Annotated in this window: 27 protein-coding genes; 7 read left to right on the top strand and 20 right to left on the bottom strand. The window is 63.0% G+C overall.

Translation table 11 applies throughout. From position 1 onward, the window contains the following. Nucleotides 1-456 precede the first annotated feature (456 nt). Nucleotides 457-1,248, top strand: a complete 792-nt coding sequence (locus tag AKG11_RS12570) for an IS110 family RNA-guided transposase (RefSeq protein ID WP_371260066.1) — start codon at nt 457-459, stop codon at nt 1,246-1,248. Between the two features lie 715 nt (nt 1,249-1,963). On the opposite strand, the gene AKG11_RS12565 is transcribed toward AKG11_RS12570, so the two are convergent. After that, a complete protein-coding gene (locus tag AKG11_RS12565; protein WP_050744115.1) occupies nt 1,964-2,482 on the bottom strand; it encodes a DUF6428 family protein in 519 nt (172 codons plus the stop codon). A 43-nt stretch (nt 2,483-2,525) separates the two neighbouring features. Between AKG11_RS12565 and AKG11_RS12560 the strand changes: the two genes are divergently transcribed. Beyond that, nucleotides 2,526-2,894, top strand: coding sequence for an ArsR/SmtB family transcription factor (locus tag AKG11_RS12560; protein ID WP_050744114.1), 369 nt, complete (start codon nt 2,526-2,528; stop codon nt 2,892-2,894). Next, nucleotides 2,887-4,104: an arsenite efflux MFS transporter ArsK gene (gene arsK, locus AKG11_RS12555; protein ID WP_050744113.1), complete on the top strand. Its 1,218-nt coding sequence runs from the start codon at nt 2,887-2,889 to the stop codon at nt 4,102-4,104. The genes AKG11_RS12560 and arsK overlap by 8 nt, the downstream gene beginning before the upstream one ends. Before the next feature lie 35 nt (nt 4,105-4,139). Here the strand turns inward: arsK and AKG11_RS12550 are convergent, their stop codons facing one another. From AKG11_RS12550 to AKG11_RS12505, 9 genes are all read right to left on the bottom strand, one after another. Then, a complete protein-coding gene (locus tag AKG11_RS12550; protein WP_050744112.1) occupies nt 4,140-4,793 on the bottom strand; it encodes an EamA family transporter in 654 nt (217 codons plus the stop codon). 24 nt (nt 4,794-4,817) lie between these two features. Beyond that, a complete protein-coding gene (locus AKG11_RS12545) occupies nt 4,818-5,168 on the bottom strand; it encodes an EamA family transporter (protein ID WP_050744111.1) in 351 nt (116 codons plus the stop codon). Nucleotides 5,169-5,451: 283 nt separating this feature from the next. Further along, nucleotides 5,452-6,198 carry an arsenical resistance protein ArsH gene (gene arsH, locus AKG11_RS12540; RefSeq protein WP_050744110.1) on the bottom strand — a complete coding sequence of 249 codons (747 nt, stop codon included), beginning with the start codon at nt 6,196-6,198 and terminating at the stop codon, nt 5,452-5,454. Next, nucleotides 6,155-6,577, bottom strand: a complete 423-nt coding sequence (gene arsC / locus AKG11_RS12535) for an arsenate reductase (glutaredoxin) (protein WP_050744109.1) — start codon at nt 6,575-6,577, stop codon at nt 6,155-6,157. Before arsC ends, arsH begins: the two co-directional genes overlap by 44 nt. Before the next feature lie 2 nt (nt 6,578-6,579). After that, entirely contained in the window at nt 6,580-7,638 is a 1,059-nt protein-coding gene (arsB, locus tag AKG11_RS12530; RefSeq protein ID WP_050744108.1) for an ACR3 family arsenite efflux transporter, read from the bottom strand. Beyond that, nucleotides 7,638-8,165, bottom strand: coding sequence for an arsenate reductase ArsC (locus AKG11_RS12525; protein WP_050744107.1), 528 nt, complete (start codon nt 8,163-8,165; stop codon nt 7,638-7,640). Before AKG11_RS12525 ends, arsB begins: the two co-directional genes overlap by 1 nt. A 15-nt stretch (nt 8,166-8,180) precedes the next feature. Further along, entirely contained in the window at nt 8,181-8,621 is a 441-nt protein-coding gene (gene arsN2 / locus AKG11_RS12520; RefSeq protein ID WP_050744106.1) for an arsenic resistance N-acetyltransferase ArsN2, read from the bottom strand. Then, nucleotides 8,618-8,971: an ArsR/SmtB family transcription factor gene (locus tag AKG11_RS12515; RefSeq protein ID WP_050744105.1), complete on the bottom strand. Its 354-nt coding sequence runs from the start codon at nt 8,969-8,971 to the stop codon at nt 8,618-8,620. Before AKG11_RS12515 ends, arsN2 begins: the two co-directional genes overlap by 4 nt. A 584-nt stretch (nt 8,972-9,555) precedes the next feature. Further along, nucleotides 9,556-10,572, bottom strand: coding sequence for a hypothetical protein (locus AKG11_RS12505; RefSeq protein WP_023515280.1), 1,017 nt, complete (start codon nt 10,570-10,572; stop codon nt 9,556-9,558). 439 nt (nt 10,573-11,011) lie between these two features. Here AKG11_RS12505 and AKG11_RS12500 point away from each other — a divergent pair, with 439 nt between their 5' ends. Further along, nucleotides 11,012-12,028: a LacI family DNA-binding transcriptional regulator gene (locus AKG11_RS12500; RefSeq protein ID WP_024270849.1), complete on the top strand. Its 1,017-nt coding sequence runs from the start codon at nt 11,012-11,014 to the stop codon at nt 12,026-12,028. Nucleotides 12,029-12,030: 2 nt separating this feature from the next. Here AKG11_RS12500 and AKG11_RS12495 read toward each other — a convergent pair whose 3' ends face one another. From AKG11_RS12495 to AKG11_RS12480, 4 genes are all read right to left on the bottom strand, one after another. Beyond that, nucleotides 12,031-13,074 carry a Gfo/Idh/MocA family protein gene (locus tag AKG11_RS12495; protein ID WP_023517335.1) on the bottom strand — a complete coding sequence of 348 codons (1,044 nt, stop codon included), beginning with the start codon at nt 13,072-13,074 and terminating at the stop codon, nt 12,031-12,033. Nucleotides 13,075-13,081: 7 nt separating this feature from the next. Continuing rightward, nucleotides 13,082-13,867: a ThuA domain-containing protein gene (locus AKG11_RS12490; protein WP_050744103.1), complete on the bottom strand. Its 786-nt coding sequence runs from the start codon at nt 13,865-13,867 to the stop codon at nt 13,082-13,084. 108 nt (nt 13,868-13,975) lie between these two features. After that, nucleotides 13,976-14,317: a DMT family transporter gene (locus AKG11_RS12485; RefSeq protein WP_024270847.1), complete on the bottom strand. Its 342-nt coding sequence runs from the start codon at nt 14,315-14,317 to the stop codon at nt 13,976-13,978. Between the two features lie 42 nt (nt 14,318-14,359). After that, nucleotides 14,360-14,920 (bottom strand): TetR/AcrR family transcriptional regulator, encoded by a 561-nt coding sequence (locus AKG11_RS12480; RefSeq protein ID WP_023515059.1) that lies wholly within the window; start codon nt 14,918-14,920, stop codon nt 14,360-14,362. Between the two features lie 138 nt (nt 14,921-15,058). On the opposite strand from AKG11_RS12480, the gene AKG11_RS12475 reads away from it, so the two are divergent. Then, a complete protein-coding gene (locus AKG11_RS12475; RefSeq protein ID WP_023515058.1) occupies nt 15,059-15,475 on the top strand; it encodes a group II truncated hemoglobin in 417 nt (138 codons plus the stop codon). 4 nt (nt 15,476-15,479) lie between these two features. Further along, nucleotides 15,480-15,845, top strand: a complete 366-nt coding sequence (locus AKG11_RS12470; RefSeq protein WP_023515057.1) for a DUF423 domain-containing protein — start codon at nt 15,480-15,482, stop codon at nt 15,843-15,845. A 2-nt stretch (nt 15,846-15,847) separates the two neighbouring features. Here the strand turns inward: AKG11_RS12470 and AKG11_RS12465 are convergent, their stop codons facing one another. The 6 genes from AKG11_RS12465 to AKG11_RS12440 form a co-directional block, all read right to left on the bottom strand. Further along, nucleotides 15,848-16,222, bottom strand: coding sequence for a glyoxalase superfamily protein (locus AKG11_RS12465; protein WP_023515056.1), 375 nt, complete (start codon nt 16,220-16,222; stop codon nt 15,848-15,850). Beyond that, on the bottom strand, nt 16,219-16,533 hold the full coding sequence (locus AKG11_RS12460) for an antibiotic biosynthesis monooxygenase family protein (RefSeq protein WP_050744102.1): 315 nt from the start codon (nt 16,531-16,533) through the stop codon (nt 16,219-16,221). The genes AKG11_RS12465 and AKG11_RS12460 overlap by 4 nt, the downstream gene beginning before the upstream one ends. A 15-nt stretch (nt 16,534-16,548) precedes the next feature. Further along, nucleotides 16,549-16,791 carry a hypothetical protein gene (locus tag AKG11_RS12455; RefSeq protein WP_088016414.1) on the bottom strand — a complete coding sequence of 81 codons (243 nt, stop codon included), beginning with the start codon at nt 16,789-16,791 and terminating at the stop codon, nt 16,549-16,551. Between the two features lie 23 nt (nt 16,792-16,814). Continuing rightward, nucleotides 16,815-17,210, bottom strand: coding sequence for a DUF2325 domain-containing protein (locus AKG11_RS12450; RefSeq protein ID WP_050744227.1), 396 nt, complete (start codon nt 17,208-17,210; stop codon nt 16,815-16,817). A 408-nt stretch (nt 17,211-17,618) separates the two neighbouring features. Beyond that, the gene (locus tag AKG11_RS12445; RefSeq protein ID WP_157255813.1) at nt 17,619-18,515 is read right to left on the bottom strand and encodes an energy transducer TonB family protein; all 897 of its coding nucleotides are present in this window, start codon (nt 18,513-18,515) and stop codon (nt 17,619-17,621) included. 60 nt (nt 18,516-18,575) lie between these two features. Next, complete coding sequence (locus AKG11_RS12440) at nt 18,576-19,007, bottom strand: hypothetical protein (RefSeq protein ID WP_050744099.1); 432 nt, start codon at nt 19,005-19,007, stop codon at nt 18,576-18,578. A 234-nt stretch (nt 19,008-19,241) separates the two neighbouring features. On the opposite strand from AKG11_RS12440, the gene AKG11_RS12435 reads away from it, so the two are divergent. Further along, entirely contained in the window at nt 19,242-20,288 is a 1,047-nt protein-coding gene (locus AKG11_RS12435; RefSeq protein WP_050744098.1) for a hemin-degrading factor, read from the top strand. Nucleotides 20,289-20,347: the final 59 nt, after the last annotated feature.

Here is a 20,347-nt window from a genome sequence, read left to right as displayed (position 1 = left end):
CGAGGCCAGATTGCCGGGCCATCGCCTCTGGAATGCTGTTTTAGAGACCCTATGATGGTCACTTGCCCTGCGTGCTGGGGTTTCTGGATGTTGCGCATTGGAAAATGTGCAACGGAAGGAAGAGACTATGGCGATCTTGACGAAATACATCGGCCTCGATGTCCACCGGGACACGATATCGATTGCCGTCGCCGATGACGGTGGCGACCGGGAGGTGCGGTTCTTCGGAACCGTGGCCAATGACTGCACCTTGCTAGACAAAGCGCTAGCGAGCATCGGCAAGGACGGCGCGCCGCTGAAAGTCTGCGATGAGGCCGGCCCATGCGGGTTCGTGATCTATCGTTTTCTGAAAAGCCTCGGGATCGACTGCGTCGTGATCTCGCCATCCTCGATGCCGCGTCGGCCGAATGATCGTGTAAAACCGAACGCCGCGATGCGCAGACGCCGGACCGGCTGTTGCGCGCCGGTGAACTCACCGCCGTCTGGGTGCCGGACAAGGCGCATGAGGCGATCCGCGATGTGGTGCGGGCACGCCGGCAGGCAAAGCAGGATCTGGTTTCGGCGAAGAACACGCTGAAGAGCTTCCTGCTGCGGCACGACCGCTTGTATCCGGGAAAGGCCATATGGGGCCGAATGCACTGGCGCTGGCTCTCGGACCAGCGCTTTGCTTTTGCCCACGAGCAGTTCGCCTATGAGGAACACAAGCGCCGCATCCACGAACTGGAGGAGCGCTGCGCGCGGCTGGAGCAGATTCTTGAGGAGGCGGCCCTGGATTGGCCACTGGCCCCGGTTGTGACCGCGCTCCAGGCGCTGCGCGGCATCAAGTTCATCGCGGCCGTCACACGCGTCGCGGAGATCGGCGATCTGCATCGGTTCGACAGCCCGAAAAAGCTGATGGCCTGGCTGGGCCTAGTGCCGGCCGAGCATTCGAGCGAAACGCGGACCAGACGCGGCGAACTCACCCGTACCGGCAACGTCGCCGCCCGCGACGTGCTGATCGAATCCGCGTGGCAATACCGCTATCCCGCACGGGAGGGGCGAGTGCTGCGGGAAAGCAATGCCGGACTGCCCAATCACGTCCGGGCCGTCGCCTGGGAGGCACAGACCCGCTTGTGCGCGAAGTTCCGCCGTCTGGCCGGAACCGGCAAGCACGCGGCAAAGATCGTGGTGGCGGTCGCGCGCGAGTTGGCGGGCTTCATCTGGGACATTGCCTGCCATACGCCCGTGCCGGCCTCAAGGCTGGCCTGACGCTCGCTGTGGTTAGCCACTCACGGACGAACGGAAAGGAGAAGATCGGATCGTTGAAATTCCGACCTGGCTGGCGTGCTGCGCGCCCTGATTGACGTTGACAATCCTCGATATAGCCCTGGGGCAGTGTCTTACGACGCCCGATTTAGAGCCGGAGGAAGGTCCACGATGGAAAAGGGTCGTACGGTAGTCAATCCGCCGATGAGAGTTTGATCAATCGTCGCCACAAACAGACGCGCACAGCACACCCGCCAGGTCGTTTACTCCCCACCTTGCATCGGACTTTGTGCCGGTGTCACAATAGCCATGCGCTCATCCAGACGTGCCCATCATGAGAGGGCTATGGAGTAGATAAAGTTATCTTCTTCACCCGGTGCGGTGCGCCAAATTCCGCCGATTGCCCTCTACAATACGCTATGGTCGCCAAACATCCGCCTTTGCGTATGGCACTGAGGTCACCTAGGCAGAAAAGCGCTCAAACGGCGGTATTCGGCGGCAAGAAGTTCGTATCGTCTGCGGTCGATCGCGATCCCGATAGAAACGTGTCGTAATTAGATTTGCATGGCCGCAATGCGCCTCCAGTTCGGCCATCGGCTCATTCGTCAAGCCTACCCAAAGCAGCTATTCGATTTGGGTTGGAAAAAATGGCGATCCTAGGGTGCGGAGCAGTCGGAAAGCTTTCCAGGCCGCCTCTACTCGGGCCTTCTTGATGTTCTCAGGCGCAATACTTAGAGTTGCTGTTTGCTGGCGCACAACAAGAACTCACTGCGGTCGCCTGCTCCGCCAACCATCGATCGCGCGGTTTGCAGCTCGACGGCCGGGCGGCGAGCACCACCTCGAACCGACCTCCGACCAGACGCGGGGAGGATGCACAATAGAGGGCCATCGGCCGGCTCCCGTCGCTGACCTCGAAGGTGAGTTTGGCGGCCGGGTCAAGCCGAACGTGGTCCGAAACCTTGCGAATAATCGCGGAGAACCTGCCCGCCGGCATGTGGCTCTTGCCGTCCTCGTCGATATCCCAGAGTTGGACGAAGATCTCTGACCAGGCTTCCGGATTGGCGCCGCAGTCGAGTGCCGAGAAGGCGCCCGCCTTGACCTCGGTGACGTGATAGCCCGCCTTCACCGGCTGCTCTTCGTAGAGAAACACCAGCGGCGCCTCTGGCGCGGCCGCCAGCTCATCAAGAAGCTGGCCAAGCGTAATGTCGGACGAAACGGCCTTGTCGATCGCGTTCATGTGCGCTACTCCTATCATTCAATAATTCAAGGATTATTGAAATATGGATGAGCGTCAAGCCCTCACGTCATTCGCGGCCCTGTCGCAGGAAACCCGTCTCGCCGTTGTCCGAACGCTGGTCGTCGCTGGCGCGGACGGACTTGCCGCCGGCCTGATCGCCGAGCGCATGGGCGTGTCGCCGTCGAATGTGTCCTTCCATCTGAAAGAACTGGAACGGTCGGGCCTTGTCACGCAGCAGCGCCAATCCCGCTCGATCGTCTATAGCGCCAGCTACGATGCGCTGGCCGATCTCGTGAAATTCCTGATGGAGGACTGCTGTGCCGGTCATCCCATCATCCGCGAGGGTGTCGAGCGGTCCGATGGCTGCTGCAAGACGGGCGCTGCCCTGAACGAGGACGACGCCGTTGCGTAACGCGAATGTTCCTGTCGGCTTCGTCGCCGCGCTCGGCCTGACCCAGATCATCGGCTACGGCACCCTCTATTACAGCTTCAGCATTCTGGCGCCCGGCATGGCCGCGGATCTCGGCATCACGGTCCCGCAGGTCTTTGCCGTCTTCTCGGCCTCGCTGTTCGTTGGCGGCCTGTCAGCACCGTATATCGGCCGGCAGATGGATCGCATTGGCGCGGCATCGGTAATGGCGATCGGCTCGGCGTTGTCCGCACTGACCTTGATCCTGTGCGCCTGGTCGCCATCTGTGGCGATCTTTGCACTGGCCATCGTCCTGTTGGAGATATCGTCCGGCATGGTCCAGTACCAGGCGGCCTTCGCGGCGCTGGTGGAAGCCGATCCCCGGTCTGCATCGCGGAGCATCACCTATCTCACGCTGATTGCGGGATTTGCCTCCACGATTTTTTGGCCGATTGCCACGGCACTGCTCGGCTATCTGTCCTGGCGGGAAATCTACCTTGTCTATGCCGGGCTGAATCTCCTCGTTTGCATGCCGTTCCACGTCTGGATCATGCGGAAGGGAAAGGTGGCCGCGACCGGCGGGCAAAGACCCATACGCGAACCTGTCATCGGGGCCATTCCTCGCGAGCGCCGCCGCGGCGCTGTCCTTGCCGTCTCGGCAGCATTCGCGCTGCTCGGCTTCACGCTTGGAGCCATGCTCGCCCATATGGTCCCGATGCTCGGTGCGCTTGGATTCGGAAGCGCCGCCGTCGTCATCGGCTCGCTGTTCGGCCCGGCGCAGGTTCTCAGCCGCCTGATCAACATGATCTTCGGCACACGCCTCGCACCGCCGGGCCTTGCGGTTCTCTCCGCAGCCTTCATGGTGCTGAGCGTTGTCATTCTGGCGCTATCCGGCAACTGGCTCCCCGGTGCGGTTGCCTTCTCGATTTGCCTCGGCCTCGGATCGGGTATCAACAGCATCGCCCAGGGCAGCTTACCGCTCTACCTGTTCGGCTCGGACGGATACGGTGCGCTCACCGGCAAGATGGCCGCATCACGACTAGCCGCCGGCGCGGCTGCGCCGTTTGCCTTCGCGGCGACGATGGAGCAGTTCGGCATAGGCACGTCGCTCGTCTTGAGCGCCGCGCTCGGCTCGATCGGCGTTGCGGCGTTTGTCGCGGTGGCGATGGCGACGAAGCGGAGCCTCGTCGCCTCGCCGAGCCCGTCAAATTGACCGCAACCAACGGGTATCGTCGATGCCTGGGCGCTTCACGGCTTTTGTCGAGCAATCCTCCTCTTGTCGACCTCAGATGCTTGTTTCCGAGTCAGTCCGATATCATCAAGTTGGTGTTCGTCGAGCATCGACAGTGGTTGGGATCGTTGCGAGGTACCCATGCTTTGGACTGACTCGATAGGAAGTTCGTCCGCGTCCCGCCGCAGAACCGCCATCGCCACGCCGATGATCAGCGCGGCTCCCAACCATTGCAGGGTGGTGAGACGCTCGCCCAGGAAGAGGAACGACCCGATGACCCCGAACACTGGAATGAGGTTGAAGAAGCTACCAGCAACGCTCGCCCGCATAGACCGGAGCGCGTACAGATAGAGCCAATAGGCAAGCGCATAGTAGAGCAGCCCCGAGAGAATGATCGTCGCGATGTCCTGGACCGATACGGTGGCTGCGCTCGATAGATCGACCCGGGACAGTTCAAGCGGCCAGATCGCGAGCATCCAGCCGAGAGCCACGGTTTGCTGGATGGCGACCGTGAAGAGCGGATCGGCGATGATATTGCGCGCCAGGGCCGTGTAGATCGCACAGCACAGAACGCCCGCGAGAATCAGAGCTGTCCCCAGCTTCACGGTTGAAGACGGCTCGCCAATCCAGACGCCGCTGACCAGCAAAATCCCGCTTGTCGCGAGAGCCACGAGGCCGACGAGTTGGCGATCAATTCATTCCTTGAGAAACATCCAGGCAAGGCCGAGGATGAGAATGGGCTCGAAGGCCCAGAGCAAGGCCGTGACACTCGCGCTGGTCTGGGAGAGGCCGAACATGCTGAATGTGTAGGCCCATCCGGGATTGAGAAGGCCGAGCAAGCCGATAGGCAACAACAAGCGGACGGCTGGAATATCCGGCTTGGTGAAAGCAACCGCCAGCCAAAGTGCGATGACGCTCGGCACGAGCTGAAAAACAAGAATTGTGACAGGTGGAAACGACGAGAGGAGTGTCTTGCTGAGGATCGTACCAAGAGCCCAGCACAAACACGCCCCTACAATCGCCACGCGAGGCGAAAGCGAGGACATGACTATCTCCAAAGAAGGTTCAGACGAAGGTTGCGGGACGCCGAGAGCTAGGCGTCGTCGTCACACCGATCGTACGAAGGCAGTCTTTGGGGACGTTTGCTCATATTACCTTGGATACCCGTTGCTGTGGCATACCAGCGGGTCGAATTTAGTCGACCCGGATTCCTCTTATATCACGCTGCCCTGCGAGCGAACACCACACGGCGATGGCTGCGTTGACGTTTCCCTTATCCCGGAAAGCGCACCATCACTGTCGTTGGCGACCAGACGGCTGGAGGCCATGCTAAATCGACCTCAACGATACACGCTTCTCAAGCTCGGCCACCTGTTCCTTCCGCTCGCTGTAACGGTCGGTGAGATAGGCGGACGCGTCGCGCGTGAGGATAGTGAACTTCACAAGCTCCTCGCAGACGTCCGCTACCCGGTCGTAGTAGGACGAGGGCTTCATCCGACCATCGGCGTCGAATTCCTGATAGGCCTTGGCGACAGAGGACTGGTTGGGGATGGTGATCATCCGCATCCAGCGACCGAGGATGCGCATCTGGTTCACGGCATTGAAGGACTGGCTACCGCCCGAGACCTCCATGACGGCGAGCGTCTTGCCCTGTGTCGGCCGAACCGACCCGACCGAGAGTGGAATCCAGTCGATCTGGGACTTCATGATGCCGGTCATCGCGCCATGGCGTTCCGGGCTCACCCAGACCTGCCCCTCCGACCAATGCGAAAGCTCGCGCAGCTCTTGCACCTTCGGGTGGGTCACTGGCGCTTCATCCGGGAGCGGCAGGCCCTTCGGGTCGAAGATCCGGACCTCGCATCCAAGCCGTTCGAGCAACCGGCGGGCTTCGAAGGCAAGCAGACGGCTATACGAGATCTCGCGCAGCGAGCCATAGAGGATCAGGATGCGTGGCTTATGCGTCGAGAAGGCCGGGCGAAGGGCATCGAGATCGATCGAATACAGGTGGTCGCCCTGCAATGGGGGGAATGTGTCAGGCAATGCGCTTTCCTTCCTGGTCGAGGATCTGTTCCCCATCCTCCTTGAAGAACGGCCCCTTGAAAGTATCGGGCAGGATGTCGAGGGCGATCTCGGACGGGCGAGCGAGACGGGTGCCGAGCGGTGTCACGACGAAGGGGCGGTTGATCAGGATCGGCGTCGCGATCATTGCGTCGAGCAACTGGTCGTCGGTCAGGTCGGGGTTGTCGAGGCCAAGTTCGGCGTAGGGAGTGCCCTTCTCGCGGATGGCTTCGCGAACCGTCAGGCCGGCATCTGCAATCATCGTCGCAAGCTGCTCCCGCGCCGGCGGCTCCTGGAGATATTCGACAACGATCGGTTCGATCCCGGCCGCGCGGATCAGCTCCAGCGTGTTGCGGGATGTTCCGCAGGACGGGTTATGGTAGATAATGGCATCCATGGTCAGTGCCTTTCGGTGACGGTGGTTCGGGAAACGGCGGGGGCAGCCTCGTACCAATCCTTCGAGCGGTTCACGATCCACACGACCGACAACATCACCGGAGCCTCGATCAGCACGCCGACGACGGTGGCGAGTGCTGCGCCGGACTGGAAGCCGAACAGGCTGATGGCGGCCGCGACCGCGAGCTCGAAGAAGTTGCTGGCCCCGATCAGAGCCGACGGACCGGCAACGCAATGCTGTTCGCCGGTTATCCGGTTCAAGAGATAGGCGAGGCCGGAGTTGAAATAGACCTGAATCAGGATCGGGATGGCGAGCAAGCCGATGACGGCGGGCTGGGCGATGATCTGTTCGCCCTGGAAGGCGAAGAGCAGGACGAGCGTTGCCAGAAGCGCCACCAGCGAGATGGGTTGCAGCTTCGCGAGCATTCCATCCAGCGCCCGCGTTGTTCCATCAGCCGTAAGCCGGCGGCGGATGACCTGCGCGATGATGACGGGCACGACGATGTAGAGGGCAACCGACAGGACAAGCGTGTCCCACGGCACGGTAATGGCGGAAAGGCCGAGCAGTAGGCCGACGATCGGCGCGAAGGCGACGACCATGATCGCGTCATTCAGCGCGACCTGCGACAAGGTGAACAGCGGTTCGCCGCGTGTCAGGTTGCTCCAGACGAAGACCATGGCCGTGCAGGGTGCAGCGGCTAGGATGATCAGGCCGGCGATGTAGGAGTCGATCTGATCGGTGGGCAGATAGGGGCGGAACAGCCAGCCGATGAACAGCCAGCCGAGCAGCGCCATCGAGAACGGCTTGATCGCCCAGTTGATGAACAGGGTCACGCCGATGCCGCGCCAGTAAGTGCCGACCTGCGCCAGCGACCGGAAATCGATCTTCAGCAGCATCGGGACGATCATCAGCCAGATCAGAATCGCGACGGGGATGTTCACCTTGGCGATCTCGGCTGCGCCGACGACCTGGAAGAGACCGGGCATGAGATGGCCAAGGGCCACGCCGACGATGATGCAGAGGAAGACCCAGATGGTGAGATAGCGTTCGAATGTGGACATCAGGCGAACTTTCCTGCGGGGCTGGTCGTGCCCTCCATCGCACCGATCTGCCGCAGCCTGGTCTCCAGCGCCATGCGATCGATCGAGGCAAGCGGGAGATTGATGAAGGCCATGATCCCGTTCTTGAGGAAGCGGGCGGCCTGGGCGAAGGCACGTTGGATCTCCACGTCGGAGCCGACGACGGAGGCCGGATCCTCGACGCCCCAATGGGCTGTCATCGGATGGCCGATCCAGACCGGGCAGGGTTCGCCGGCGGCGCTGTCGCAGACCGTGAAGATGAAGTCCATTTGCGGCGCGCCTAGCTCAGCGAAGACGTCCCAGCTTTTCGACGAAAAGCCCATCGATGGATAGCCGAGCGCTTCGAGTTCCGTCAGGGCGTGCGGGTTGACTTCGCCCTTCGGCTGGCTGCCGGCGGAGAAGGCTTTGAACCGTCCGCCACCCTCGTTGTTGAGGATGGATTCGGCGAGAATAGAACGAGCGGAATTGCCCGTGCAGAGGAACAGCACGTTGTAGGTCTTGTCGGTCATGGTCGTGGTCCATGGTTAGGTCGGCGGCCTGGTGAGCCTCATGATAGTCGCCGATGATGGGCAAATGGAGGAAAGCTGGCGGGTCGCCAGCACCGCAGCAGGGACGCTGTCCCGCCGGACTTCAGAAAATCCGAGGCGCGCGAAGAACGGCGCCGCGCTCGTCGTTGCGAGGAAGACGCCGCTGCCAGGGTCGAGACTGGCAACCGTCGCCTCGACGACGGCTTTCCCTAGGCCGGTTCCGCGCCGATCCGGATGCACGACGACCGAGCGGAGGAGGTAATCACCATCGCAGCGCTCAACGCCGGAGAAGCCAACGATCCGGCCATCCGCTGACAGCGCCTTAAAGAAGGTGCGGCCGCCATCCTCAATGTCGTCGGTGGGTAGACGGGCGTCCGTCAACGCCATCTTGAGGTCAGCATCGCTGCCTGTGATCTGCTCCAGCCTGATGGTGCTCATGACACCTTCGCCTCCGTGCCGCAGCACGGCGTCAGCTCGGCGATCAGCGGGGCGCAAAGCTCCGTCGATCCACCGCAGCAGTCCTTCAGGAGGAACAGCGTCAGTTCACGCAAGCCGTTGAGATCGGCGCGGTAAATGATCGACCGGCTCTGCCGCTCGCTCGTGACCAGGCCTGCCCGCGACAGTGTCGCAAGATGCGCAGACATGGTGTTCTGCGGCACATCGATGAGGCGGGCCAGCTCGCCGGCCGGAATGCCGTCAGGCTCGTGTCGCACCAGAAGCCGGAAAGTCTCCAGTCGCGTGGTCTGGGCCAAGGCGCCGAGTACCGCTATAGCTGAGTTGTTATCCATACATCCAGAATAGCGGATATTATTGGACTGTCAATTGAAGGCGGCGATTAAGGCCCCGTAGGCGATAGCAAGGAAAGCTAATAATACACCGCCCAATGAATGTCAGAGCGGAGGGGTGGCCGTTTCTTACGATTTCACCGCACGACCAGACTGTCGAAACCGGCCCCAATTCGGACCTCGTTTATGGCGTGCTCGCCTGGAACTTACATCCTTCCAGGCTGCGGTGCTCCCTTGTGGCGTAAAGCTGATTTAGTGGCACGAGGAGTTGGTGTGAACGGGCTTAAAGGAGGGCTATAGCGTAGACATAGTTCTCATCATCGCCCAGCGCGGCGCGCCATTTCTTTTCTCTAAATTGCTGACCGAATTGTGCTTTTTTGGCGACGGTCGAGAATGGTTACGAGGCACTCCAGTTGTTGTAGTCGATCTTTCAGATAGCCTGCGATGAGGCCATCCAGCTTGTCTATCAGGATCGTCCGGCCGCGCAGCCTGTCTCGCCCTGCCGCGCCTTGATCGAGCAAGTGGAACAACAATAGCCCGCAACACCCCTCGGCGATCCGCAACGGAAAAAGCCTTTCGCTAGAGAGTCACGGCGGCGGGGCACGGTCAGATGCGGCCGGGCCCGCAAGGCCGAGGGCCGTGCGGAGCGTTGCCTCGCTCTGCCCGGCGAAACGGCTGGCGGCGATGCGGCCGCGGGCTTCGTCCCTTGGGGGGAGCGGGCCGGCCAGCTGCTCGGCAATGCCATCCGGCGTTGCCGCCACATGCGGGATGTTTTCGACAATGCAAAGGCGATGCGCGACCGAACCATAGCGCACGACAGCCGGGATGCCGAGCTGCGCCGCCCGACCGAGAACCCCCGAGGCGTGATCGCCGAAGGGCGGGTAGAAGCACCAGACCGCATCGCTCGCCGCATAGGCCCCGAGCAGTTCGGCATCCGTAACACTGCGGTTCACGCAAACCCCGCCCGCCTCGCGGAAGACCGCTGCATAGGCGTCGATCCTAGGTTCGATCCTGCCGCAGGAAATGAACTGGAAACGCTCCCGGAGGGCGGTGCTGCGCACATAGCTGTCGGTGAAGAGGTCGAACCCCTTGCGGCGGTTCTGCGTGCCGATCGCCGTCAGGACCAGGCGCTCGCCCGGTTGTCGCTCGCTGCGCAGCAGCTCCACCGCCTCCCGCTCTTCATCCGTCAGGTCCCAAAGCTGGAAATCGTAGATCCAGCCCTTCGCGATCGTGGAAAAGGCCGGGAACACGCTGAAGGGAAGGATGGTCAAAGTGTGAATGGAGCGAAAGCGCTTCAGCCAGCCGAGGATGCTCCGTTTCCAGCGGCAGGAGCAACGGGCGGAGGCCGAAAGCGGCATCGGCCGCAGCAGCAGTCCAGCCGTCCGCCGCCCAAGGAGCGCACGCAGGAGGCCGACCGCGACATAGAGCAGGAAAGCCTCCTCCACCATCAGGAACAGGATGGGCGCACGGGAAAAAATCACCTCGCGCAAGCTGGCCCGGCGCGCGCCGAACAGGCGCTCCAGGACACGCAGATAACAGGCCCTGCGGCCGGCCTCCCTTTTGGAATAGACGAGCGGCCCATCCACTCGCCCCCTGGGCCGCATGCGCCGCGTCCGCCACAGCCAGCCGCGCGCCTGTGCACCAAGATTTTGAGGCTGCAGATCCAATCGCGCAGACGAACCCGCCGCAGCCGGCAAGTCCGCCTGCATGACATTCCCCCGGAAATCATCACCAGATATGGTCCAGGCCGTACCCACCTGGGAGGAAACGCAGCGGAGACGGCCCGTTGCCGGCCACCACGTCGGAAACATCGAATCAACGGGCGCGATATGCGATCCCGGCACAACCTTATCGTTAATATTCTTACCTTAGCGTGTTATTTGTGGATTTCAAGTCGGATATTGCAACCAGAACAGACGGTCTCCGGTACCGCTCGCCTTCCGAAGATTGCCCCCTGCCCCACCGCGCGCGCCACCGGCTTGCCGCCCCGGATCGGACGGTTCATAAAGGGCCGCACCAGACCGGCCGCGCCAGGGACGCAGGATGAACCTCAAGGAATTTGCAGCCCGCATCGGCCTTTCACAGACCACCGTCAGCCGGGCGATGAGCGGCTATCCGGAAGTGCGGCCCGAAACACGCCGGCGCGTGCTGGATGCGGCGGAGAGGCTCGGCTATCGGCCGAACATCAGCGCCCAGCGGCTAGCGACCGGCCGGGCCGGTGCGATCGGCATCGTCTTCCAGGGCGGCGGGCGCTTCGGGCCGCATTCCAGCGAATTCATGGGCGGGCTCTCCACGCGGCTGCAGGAGGACGGCATCGACATTCTGGTCGCGACCGTCGAAACGGAAGCGGACGAGGCGGCCGCCTACCGAAGGCTCGCCGCCAGCAAGCGGGTGGATGCGGTGGTCGTGCACACGCCGGGCCGCACGGACGCCCGTATCGCGCTCCTCCAGGCGCTGGACCTGCCCTTCATCGTGCATGGGCGCAGCACGGCGGACAGGCCCTTCGCCTTTCTCGACATCGACAATTTCGGGGCGATCGAGATGGCGACGGGCTATCTTGCCGACCTCGGCCATCGGCGCATCGCGCTCATCAATGGCGACACGGTCAGCACCTTTGCCGCGGACCGCGATAGTGGCTACCACACGATGCTCAAAGCCCGCGGGCTGGCCGCCGATCCCGCCCTCATCGGCCGGGGCGCGTTCACGGACGAAACCGGTTTCCGGCTGATGCAGGCCTTCCTCGCTCTTCCTGCCCCGCCGACCGCGGTCATTGCCGGCTCCATGATGTCGGCGCTCGGCGCCATGCGGGCCATCCGCATCGCGGGGCTTGCCGTGGGAGAAGACGTCTCGCTCATCGCGCATGACGACGTCTTCCCCTATCTCAGCCCCGACAATCTCGTTCCTTCGGTCACCACGACGCAATCACCGATCCGCGCAGCGGGCGAACGGATCGGCGACATGGTCCTGCGGCGGCTGCAGGGCGAGCCGCCGGAGGCGCTGCAGGAGGTCTGGCCCGTCGATTTCCGCATTCGCGGCTCCACAGGTCCTGCGCCCGTCTGAACTCAGACCTTCAGCTCACAGCGCTCCTTTTCGGTCTCGATCGCGAGATCGAGAACCTTCTGCAGCTCCGCGGCATGGCGGAAGCCGGGCTCGACGGGCTCTCCCCTCGTCACCGCAGCAGCAAAACGCTCGTAGTTGGTCGGCACCGTGCCGGCATCGAGCTCGCGCCAGACCGCCTGCTCGACATCCTCGCCGAGACAACCGCGCAGGCGAGACCCCTCGGTCGTGTGGATGACCTCGACCGCGCCGCGGTCGCCATGCATGCGCAGGCGCAGTTCGTTGAGATGGCCGGTCGCCCAGCGGCTTGCGTGGATGACGCCGAGCGCGCCGTTGGAAAAGTCCACGGTCATGGTGAAACTGTCGTTGGCGTCGAGGTCATACTCGCCGATGCGGTTGTCCGGCGCCTTGTCGAAGGCCCGCAGCCGCGCAAAGACATGCTCCACCTCGCTCGCCGCGCCATAGCTGGCAAAATCGAGGATATGGATGCCGACGTCGCCGAGCACGCCGTTCGAGCCATGCCGGGTGGAAAGCCGCCAGAGCCACTGGCTTTCCGTCGCCCAGTTGCCCCAGGCCTTGGAGACGAGCCAGCTCTGCAGATAGGAGGCCTCGACATGGCGCACGTGACCGAGTTCGCCGGCCAGCACCATTGCCCGCGCCTTCTGTAGCGGCGCCACGTTGCGATAGGTGAGGTTCACCATGGTAACGAGGCCAGACGCCTCGGCGGCCCGCGCCATCTCGTCCGCCTTGACGTAGTTTTCTGCAAGCGGCTTTTCGCACATCACATGCTTGCCCGCGGCAAGCAGCGCCAGGGTGGTCGGGTGGTGAGCGCGGTCGGGCGTCACGTTGGTGGCGGCGTCGAAGCCATTCCAGGCGATGGCGTCCTCCAGCGAGGTGAAGACGTTGGGAATGCCGTGCGTATCGGCAAAGGCCTTGGCGCGCGAAGGGTCCACATCGACGGCGCCGACAAGGTCGACGCCGTCGATCGCGGCAAAGTGCTGGGCATGGGTGTTGGCCATGCCGCCGGTTCCAAGAACAAGCAGGCGCATGGTGTCCTCAGCGATATCCGGCTTCGCCGGCTTCATGCAGTTTCGGGCCGCGCTCGACAATCGGCTCCAGGGCCGCTTCGACCGGCACGTTCGGCGCGTCGTGGATCGCGCCATAGGTGCCCTGCGGGTTGAAAGCCCACTTCACGCCATTGGCGAGCACCTTCTGCACGATGGCGTCGTGATAGGTGGGGTAGGTCTCGTGGCCCGGGCGGAAATAGAAGATGTTGCCGGCGCCGCGGCGCCAGGTCATGCCGGAGCGAAAAACCTCGCCGCCCGCGAACCAAGAGATGAACACCGTTTCCAGCGGCTCCGGCACGGAAAACTGCTCGCCATACATCTCCTCGTGCTCCAGCACGAAGTTCTCGCCGAGCCCCTCGGCGATCGGATGGCGCGGGTTGATCACCCACAGCCGCTCACGCTCACCGGCCTCGCGCCATTTCAAGGCGCAGGGCGTCCCCATCAGCCGCTTGAAGATCTTCGAGAAATGGCCGGAATGGAGAACCAGCAGCCCCATACCCTCCCAGACACGCCTTGCCACGCGCTCGACGACCTCGTCGCTGACGGCGCCATGGTCCTTGTGACCCCACCAGACGAGCACGTCCGTCTCGGCAAGCCGCGCTTCGGTGAGGCCGTGATCAGCCTCCTGCAGGGTCGCGGTGGTGGCGCTGATCGCCGGATCCCGGTTCAACGCCTCGGCGATGGTGGTGTGCATGCCGTCCGGATAGATCGAGCGCACGATCTCGTTCGTCTGCTCGTGGATGTTCTCACCCCATACGATGGTGCGTATTGCCATGTAGCGTTCCTCTGAGGCCGAAAATTGAAACCGCTTTCAATTTGTCGGAATCGATAGAGGCAGACCCGATTCTTGGCAAGCGGGGGCCTCCAGGATTCCGGTCGTTTTTCAGTGGAATGTCGATTTGGAGAAAAGGTTCAGCACGAGCACGCCGGCAATGATGAGGCCGAGGCCGACAAGGGCCGCAAGATCAAGTTTCTGGCCGAAGACGAAATAGCCGACGGCCGAGATCAGCACGATGCCGAGCCCGCTCCAGATGGCATAAGCGATGCCAACGGGTACGTAGCGCAGGCTCCAGGAGAGGAAGAAGAAGGCAATGGCATAACAGACCACCATCATGGCGGTCGGCACGAGCCGGGTAAAGTGCTGCGCGGCCTGCATGGCCGATGTGCCCAGCACTTCGAAGACGATGGCGACGACGAGGACGGCGTAGACGACGGTGAGGTTCATGGTGTTTCTCTGGCGCCTTCTGGCGCAAATCATCATCAGGGATCAGGCACGCGTCAGCGCCAGCAACCGGTCCAGCATGGCGGCACGGGTTTGCGCATCCATGGTCGGCGAGCCGAGAAGATCGGCAAGCCAAAGCCCATCGACGGCGTAGCGCACCAGCATGGCGTCGAGCGCGGAATCCGTGCCGACATTCTCCGCAAGGTACCGCTCCACCCATTGTCGCCAGCGCTCGCGCAGATGCGGCTCGGAAATGAGGGCGACGGTCAGCACCTTCCACTTTTCGCCGTCGGCAATCCCTTCCGGCAGGAAGAAGACCGAGATATAGGCCCGGGTAAAGCGCCCCTTCGGCTCCGGGTCGTCACGCATCCTGTCGGCGAGCGCCCGGTCGAATTTCTCCGTAAGGTCGGCAAACAGCCCGTCGAGCAGCGACAGCTTGTTCGGGAAATGATGCAGGAGGCCGCCCTTGCTGACACCCGCCGCCTGCGAGACCGCGTCGAGCGTCACGCTCGCAGGGCCTTTCTCCAGCGACAGCTTTGCCGCGACCTCCAGCAATTGCTGGCGGACGGCTTCGGGATGTTTCTTGCGGTGGTGGGCTTTGCTCATAAATGAACATACCGTCTGGACGGTTTCTTGTCAATTCGACCAAAACTCCGACATGGCGGCGCGCTTCGTCGCAGGCAAATGGCCGGCATTGCCTGACGCCGATGCGGGCGCTAAGACCGGGGAAACGGGAAAGAGCCCATGACGGACACGACCGACAACGGGAACGGCCAAAGCGAGACGATCACGCTTTACGAGGCGATCGGCGGCGATGCCGCCGTCAGGACGCTGACGCACCGCTTCTATGTGCTGATGGATACATTGCCGGAAGCCGCGCGCTGCCGCGCGATCCACCCGCCGGATCTCTCCGGCAGCGAGGAAAAGCTCTACGAATACCTGACAGGCTGGCTCGGCGGGCCACCGCTCTACACGGAAAAACGCGGCCACCCCATGCTGCGGCGTCGCCATTTCGTCGCCCCGATCGGCCCGGCCGAGCGTGACGAATGGCTGCTCTGCTTCATCCGCGCACTGGAGGAGACCGTACCGAGCGAGGGCCTGCGCGCCATTGTCCTGGAGCCCGTCACGCGGCTCGCCCACCATATGCAGAACCAGGAATAACCCGATGTCGTTTTCGCTCCGCTCCGCAAGCCTCCTCGTTGCCGGCCTGATGGGGGTGACGGGCGTCGTCACTGCCGCCGCGGCATCGCACGGCAGCGATCCGCGCCTGATGGCCGGCGCCTCCGCCATGTGCCTTGCCCATGCGCCGGCGCTGGTGGCGCTTTATGCAGCCTGGCCGAGCCTGCGTACGGCGGCGCTCGCCTTCCTGCTGCTTGCGCTCGGCACCGCACTCTTTGCCGGCGACCTCGTCCTGCGCCACTTCGCCGGACACGGGCTCTTTCCGATGTCGGCCCCGATGGGCGGCATCACCATGATGGCTGGCTGGCTGGCCGTGGCGCTCGGGGCTTTCCTGCCGCGCCGGGAAGGCTGAGATCAGCGCTGCGGAATACGAGCGAAACGCAAGAGATTGCCGTGCGGATCATGGATATAGAACTCCTCCATGTTCCACGGCCGCACCTCCATCGGTGACAGCGTCGGCACAGCCCTGTCGCTGAACTCGCGGTGGAGGTCGCCGATGCCGCCGCCGCGCAGATACACGGAGGTACGCTCGCAGAGCGTCCGGTCGTCGGTGAGCCGGAAATGCAGCTCCATGCCCTGGCAGCGACGGAGGATCAGATAATCATCCGCCCGGTAGACGACCTCGCTGAAGCCGAGCTGCGTGGCGTAGAAATCCTGCGTCTCGCCGATGTCGAGCGACGGCAGGACCGGCAACACTTCTATACGATCAGGATCGTCGTACACGCTCATGCACCCTCGACGACGCTGAAGCCCTCGAATTTCGGCGGGCCGAGATAGATGCCCTTGTCGGCCGCGGCATTCTTGTGCGCCTGCCGGAAGTTCTCCGACTTGGTCCAGGTGATGAAATCGTCCTTGCTCGCCCAGATCGAATGAGAGGCGAAGAGGGTGAAGCCCTCCTCGGCATTTGTGTCGCCCCTGAGCAGATGAAAGGACTGGAAGCCCGGCATCTCGCTGAGGCTGGAATCACGTCCTTTCCAGATCGCCTCGAAGGCCTCTTCGTGGCCGATGGCGATCCGGAAACGGTTCATGGCGAAGAACATCGAAGACCTATCCTGTCAGAGCGAATCCCGCCGCAGGCGACGCGGCTGCGGGAAGGCTACGACATTGTCGTTGCGCGCTTCAAGAGCTTGCGTGCCCTCGAAGCTTGCAGCGCGCGCCGGTGGACGGGCGCTCGCCAGCGGGAACTCCGTGACATTCTCACTTTCCAGCATGTCGGCACGGCGCGTCAGAAGGGCATAGAGTTCCGGCACGAGGCCGTCGCCGTTCTGGGCAGCCAGCTTGTGCAGTCCGATCATCATGAAGGCATCGGGTCTTTCGTAATTCACTGGGTGGTGTCTCCCTGGCTCATGCTCTGCAGGGCGCGCTCGAAGGAGGATTTGCTGCCGTTGCGCAGCGGCACGAAGGCCTTCTCCCACTTCTTGCAGCCCGTCTTCACGCGGATGCAGGCATCATGGCTGATACAGTCGATGGGGCAGAAGACGCAGTCGACCGAGGGCAGGACGTTGTCGATGCGGGAAACCGCCTCGCGCAGGCCGCCGTCATGGTGAATGAGATTGGCGCCGTAGGAGCTGGCGATCTGACGCAGATGCGCCACCTGGCAGTCCCGGCCGCCGACATAGAGGAAGCTGCGGCCCTCGAGGCCTGCCTTGCCATCCGCCTTGTCCGCCGTTTCCGTCTGCTGGCGGGCCTGCTGCTGCTGCCTGTGCTTCTCGCGCATCGCCTTCCTCTCCGCTTCGCCCGTCCGGCGCTTGACCTTGGTGACTTCCACGCTGCGGGGCGCCTGCGGCGCCCTTACCTCGACCCGCGGGGCAACTGCCGGCGCCGCTGCTGCCGCGACCGTCTCCAGCGGGGCTGCGATCTGCTTCCTGAGTGCGGCGAGCTGGCGCTCCAAATCCGCAATGCGCCGGTCGCGTTCAGCGATCATCGATTTCAAGACCGCTTCCGCGCGGCCTGCAGTCACGTAGTTCATGCACGCTTCCCCTTTGGCACTCCGCATGGGCGGAGCCTCAGTTCGGGGGGCAACCTACAAAACTTGAGTTTCAGAGTAAAGTATAAACATGACTAGCAAAGTCATATTTTCGCGCAAAAAATTCCCGCCGGCGGAAGCACGGCGGGAAAACACGTCTCAGTTGAAGACGATCGGCACGTTGAAGGCCCAGGACGATTTGCCGGCGCCCTCCGGAATCTTCGCAAAGGGCGCCGCCCGCTGCACCGAATCGACGGCTGCCTTGTCGAGCGCGGCAACCCCGGAACTGCGCGCGATGCGAATGCCGCTCGCCGCACCGCTGGCGCTGATGGTAAAGCTCACCACCACGCTACCGCGATCCCCGCCCGAAACCCGTCGCTTCGCGCGGTTGATCTTGTTGCGCACCTTGCCCGGGTAGTTGGTGACGGCCGCGTTGCCGGCGGTCGAGGAATTGCCCTTCTTCTGGCCGCCCACCGCCGCCGTCTTCACATCCGCCGAGCCATCGACCTCGCCGCGCGTCGCGTTCTGCTTGGCCTTGCCCTTCTCGCCCGCCTTCCGGACGGGCTTTTCCTTCGGCTTCTTGCGCTCGACCTTCTTGACCGGCTCTTCCTTCTTCACCTCGGGAACCGGCTTGATCTCTTCTTCCGGCCGGATCTCCGGCTTGATCTCGGGAACCGGAACCGCGGCGATCTCCACCTCTGCGGAAGGCACGACGAGCTCCTCGACCGGCTCGGAGACGATCGGATCCGCCGGTGTCATCACCTCGGTCACTTCGGGCTCGATTTCGGTCGGCTGGATTTCCGCCACTTCCTGCGGCACCGGTTCGGTAACGTCAGGCTGGATGGTTTCGGGCGTGATCGTGTCTTCGGGATTGCCGGACTCCACGGCCTCGAAAGCACCGTTTCCAAGCATCGCCACCTCGGCGACGACGCCGCCGGCAACCAGCGCCTGCTCTTCTTCCGGCGCCGGCGCCATGGTGAGAATGGCGGCTGCGGTGGCATGTGCCAGCAGGGAAAGGGTGCCCGCGCCGAGCCAGAGCCACTTGCTTCCAGACATGATATCACCCGTCATTGCGTTTCATGCATCGCGGCGCCTCATGTGCCGCGCACCCGATACTCAGCCTTCCAGGCCTGCCGCCGCCTTGCTGCGCGTCACGATGCCGTCCATGCAGCGGCCCTTGGCGAGGCCCTCGCCTTCGCAGACCGGCGCGTCGTTGATCAGAAGGTTCTTCACCGTCTCGCACTTGATGCCCGGCACGTCGAACTGGCGCACCTTGGACTTGCCCGCCGGCAGGTCGCGGAAATCGAGCAGCGCCAGGCGCTCGACCGTTCCCTTGTCGTTGAAGATGACAAATTCGAAAGAGACCTTGGAGACGTTCTGCTCAAAACCATTGGCCGCAACGAAGGTGAAGACGCAGCCCTTCTGCGAGCCGGCAAGCGCATTCAGCTCCACATCCAGCCCCTTGGGCGCTGCGGCCTCCTGGGCAGCGGCACCGGTGATGGTGGCAGCAGAAAGCATCGCGGAAAGAAGAAGGGTGCGTACGGTCATGGGCTCACCTGTCTCGCTGTCGGTTTTCCGTCGGCCGAGAGCGACGGCCGCGGTCAGTCTATCCGGTGAACGCCAGAATTAACATGACTTTATCGCACCGGTATTGCGTGCATAGATAAATATGAGTAATGAAGTCAAGATAGTAAACGCAAAATCCGCGTCAAACCCCTGTTCCGCCAACAAAATTTACCGGGACGGGACTGGACGACAGGAAATTCGATCAAGGCCGCGCCCATGAGCAACACGACCCGCCCGACCCCCGCCGAAATCCGCGCCTTTCGCGCAGAGAACCCGAAGATGCGCGAGCGCGACATTGCCGCACAGCTCGGCATTTCGGAAGCCGCGCTCGTCGCGGCCGAGGTGGGCTTGACGGCGGTGCGCATCGACGGCGATGCCAATCGCTTCCTCGAGCGCTCGGAAGCCCTCGGCGAGGTCATGGCGCTGACCCGCAACGAGAGCGTGGTCCACGAGAAGATCGGCGTCTTCGAGAAAATCAATACCGGCAAGCACGCCTCGATCGTGCTCGGCGAGAACATCGACCTGCGGATCTTCCCCGGCACCTGGGCGCACGGTTTCGCCGTGACCAAGACGGATGGGGAGCAGGTTCGCCGCAGCCTGCAGTTCTTCGACAAGGCAGGTATTGCCGTGCACAAGGTGCACCTGCGCCCCGCGTCCAATCTCGAAGCCTACGAGGCCATCGTCGCCGACTTCCGCCTGGACGACCAGCCGCAGGACTTCGTCGAGGTCGTATCGGAAAAGGTCGAGGAAACCGGTCCCGTCGATGTCGCTGCACTGCGCGAAAACTGGGCGGCGATGACCGACACCCACCAGTTCTTCGGTTTGCTGCGCAAGCTGAAGATCGGCCGCCAGGACGCCGTGCGCAGCGTCGGCGAGGACTTCGCCCACCAGGTTGCGGCCGACGCCGTCGGCCACCTGATGCGGGCCGCCGCCGAGCGCGAGAGCGACATCATGTGCTTCGTCGGCAACCACGGCACAATCCAGATCCATACCGGCCCAGTGAAGAACATCCAGCCGATGGGGCCCTGGCTCAACGTGATGGACCCGACCTTCCACATGCACCTGCGCATGGACCACATCGCCGAATGCTGGGTGGTGCGCAAGCCGACCGTCGACGGCCATGTCACCTCGCTGGAAGCCTATGACGGCAGCGGCGAGATGATCATCCAGTTCTTCGGCAAGCGGAAGGAAGGCATGACGGAGCGCACCGACTGGCGCGAGATCCTCGACAGCCTGCCGCGCCCCGACAGCGTTGCGGCCTGAACCGCCGTACCGAAAGACGAATAGCGCGTTTTCACATTTAGGCAGCGCGCCGGTTACCT

The sequence above is a fragment of the Shinella sp. SUS2 genome (assembly GCF_001262505.1).
Lineage (GTDB): Bacteria > Pseudomonadota > Alphaproteobacteria > Rhizobiales > Rhizobiaceae > Shinella.
Note: the sequence above shows the minus strand (reverse complement) of the source record. Positions and strands in the feature narration are given on the sequence as shown.